This is a genomic window from Nostoc paludosum FACHB-159 (assembly GCF_014698835.1).
GTDB lineage: Bacteria > Cyanobacteriota > Cyanobacteriia > Cyanobacteriales > Nostocaceae > Nostoc > Nostoc paludosum.
The window spans coordinates 1-2960 of sequence record NZ_JACJTU010000153.1; the positions used below are offsets into that span (position 1 = coordinate 1).

3 protein-coding genes are annotated in these 2960 nt (G+C 38.2%); all 3 read left to right on the forward strand.

The window, feature by feature from the left end; translation table 11 throughout:
- A partial coding sequence (locus tag H6H03_RS39625; protein WP_190960429.1) for a type IV secretory system conjugative DNA transfer family protein occupies positions 1-1140 on the forward strand: 1140 nt, incomplete at its 5' end.
- A gap of 43 nt (positions 1141-1183) precedes the next feature.
- The gene (locus tag H6H03_RS39630) at positions 1184-1669 is read left to right on the forward strand and encodes a relaxase/mobilization nuclease domain-containing protein (protein WP_242058241.1); all 486 of its coding nucleotides are present in this window, start codon (positions 1184-1186) and stop codon (positions 1667-1669) included.
- A gap of 249 nt (positions 1670-1918) precedes the next feature.
- Positions 1919-2905, forward strand: coding sequence for a hypothetical protein (locus tag H6H03_RS39635; protein WP_190960431.1), 987 nt, complete (start codon positions 1919-1921; stop codon positions 2903-2905).
- Positions 2906-2960 lie beyond the last annotated feature (55 nt).

Consider the following 2960-nt stretch of genomic DNA (forward strand, 5'->3'; position numbering starts at 1 on the left):
AACAAGAATTTTCGACTTTTGGGCAATTCTACTGAGGACGGTTTCTTTGGCCCTTCAGGGGATCAGCTGACTCAAGCAATATTGATGTTAGCTAAAGAGTTCGGTCAATTCGCAGATGTTATGACTTGCGCTGCGATACTTTCTAGCGAACAAATGGTCAAACGCCTTATGGCTGCTTCTCTCAATCCTTGGGTCAAAATTGCTTTTGGTCAACTGTTCAGTTCTGCTGCATCTGAAAAGACTGTTGCAGGCATTGTCGCTACCGCCAGTATTATGTTTACTCGCTTTATGGCGAAAAACACCTTGGGCTGTTTCATCGGTAAGACAACTTTACCTTTGGAAATCAAGGGTAAGCAGATGATTATCTTTGGGTTGGACAGAGAACGCCGAGATGCAGTAGGGCCTCTCATGACCAGCATTTTACACATGACCATCGCCCGAAATATTGCCAAAAAGCGACTTGACCCACTCATCGTTGCACTCGACGAATTACCCTCTATTTACTTACCTGACCTCTACAGGTGGCTCAACGAATCACGAAGTGAAGGTTTCTGCGGTATTATCGGCTTTCAGAACATGGGGCAATTGGAGAAGAATTACGGTAAGGAAGTCGCTAAAACTATCCTTGGTGCTTGCAGCACTAAGTTCATATTCAATCCTGGTGAGAACGAGTCGGCGCAATTATTCTCCAGCTTCTTGGGTGATGAAGAGATTAAGTACAAGCAAAAAAGCCGTTCTACTGGTAGTAAAAATAATAGTACTAGTATTAGCGACCAAGAAAAAACTAGAAAGCTTTTTGAATCGGCTCAATTTCTCAAATTAATTGCTGGCAAATGTGTTTTTATTAATCCTGCTTATGCCAATAAAAATGAGGGGTCTGTTCCTTTACTCAAAACTATCAAAATTAGCTCCTCACTCAAAAATATTGAGAAATATAATCAACTTAAATGGGCAAGAATTGTCAGCTTACTAGCTAGGAAGAGTACACAGAAATTTCCCTCTCAGCAAGATTTAGCTTTGCGAGTTAAGCAAGTTGAGTCACGCTTCCCCATTCCCCAAAATCCTCAAGCTGTTTCTAATAATCCTGGTCTGACATCAAAAGATGTTAATAGTATGGTTAATTCTGATATTGGGTTTTAATATCAAATCCCTGTGTCCACATAATGGTATAACAATTATGAAAATGACTATTGAAGAATTGAAAATTGATAATTTTAACTTCATTGAAACTTTATCCCAACAATATCTTCTCGCTAATGGTAGTTTTATTGATACAAATCGTTCCCTGACTCAGATTATTAACGACTTTAATACCTTATCTGGCACTAGACCAAAGCTTAGAAGCTTGGGCATATATACTCTGATCGGTTTAAAAAACATTTATATTAAATTAAATCAAGAATCTTGCCGGAAAATTATTGACCAATATATTCACGGTATCGGCTGGCATGATTTACAGTATATTTGTTTTTTAGATATTCAGCCTAGCAATATTTATATTCATATTATTTTTAATCGCGTTACACCCCAAGGTAAGCTCATTGATATCAAATGCTTGGGGGCTAACTGGCAACAATATGAGGTTCTGCGCCAATCTTGTTCTCTGATCATCGACAACCCCGTTCATAACAAATATTTGCAAAGACAATTCTGCAACTGTTGTGGTTAACCGAACCGTATTAACAAAGATTGGAGAATGTAGATTAAAGAAAAGCGGATTGAGATATTACCAAAACAAAAAACAAGTCGCAGGTTGCAAGTCGCAAGTCGCAAATAAAAGAAACAACTTTAGCTATGGGTTTCAAGCCCACTTTAAACAAGTCGCAAGTAACCTGCGACTTGTTTTGACCCTTTTAATATCAACAATAAATCTCCAATCTACATTCTCCAATCTGCAATCATTGACACCCTAATAAATATGTTTGATGAAAGGCATTTACAACTAACTTCTGCTTATGCTCATAGCAGTGAGTATTTTACCCATAATGTGATTTATCCTCTAGCTAAATATATTGATGAATATATTAAGCAGAAAGTTGAAGCTTCTATTAATAAAAGGCTGTATTGGGAGACTGGTAAACAGACTTATGCCATGAGCCGGGATGGAAACGGTGGGTGGAAGTGGGAAAAGTATGACCCAAAGTCCAACGAGTTTGTAACTACTTCTGCCTCCGAACAGCAACAAGCAGCTTCCACATTTACTGACTCTATCTTTGAAGGCGTAACGGGAACTACTGCAAATGAAAGTGTGGCGCAAAACCCTACATCATCTGGGAATGAACAACTCAGAGAATATTTAGCTATCGTCGAGCAAAACATCATAGCTGAAACTGAGCAAGCTAATTTTCTTGACAACCAAACTGTTGTTACCCACCGAAAACCTGATGGTAAAATCGGGTTTTCAGTTATTGATGAGAAAACTAATAAAGTAGTTGCCGATGAAAACTTTATTCTGGAACTTCAAGCAGATATTAATAAGTATTTAGCTGAATGTTTGAGCACATGGCGAATTAATCAGTCGGCTATCAAGCAAGACTTAGGAGCAAAACCCCTAAAAATTGATAAACATCTAGCTGAAATTTTAACTAAAGCTTTTTCGTCTCAAACACCACAAATTGAAGCCAACAATAACCAATTAAATTCACAACTCAGTCAAGATATTTCACCAGCCCCCGCACACATAGATACGCAGCACTGGCAAGAACTAGTAGGAAAAAGTGCCATCGCCCCTGGCATTGCCGAGATGAACTTTAAAAGTTTGCATGTTGACCCGATAGAACAGGAGCATCAAGCATGGGAACATCTGTTGTACAGCGACAATATCAAACGCCTGAATACAGGGCAATTGTCTAACCCGGATTTCTCACAAGTGAAAAAAAAGTATTCACATAACCTCAATGACTAACAATTTTTTAATACATGAGTAATTTAGATTCAAAGGTAAAAGTCAAGTAAGCATA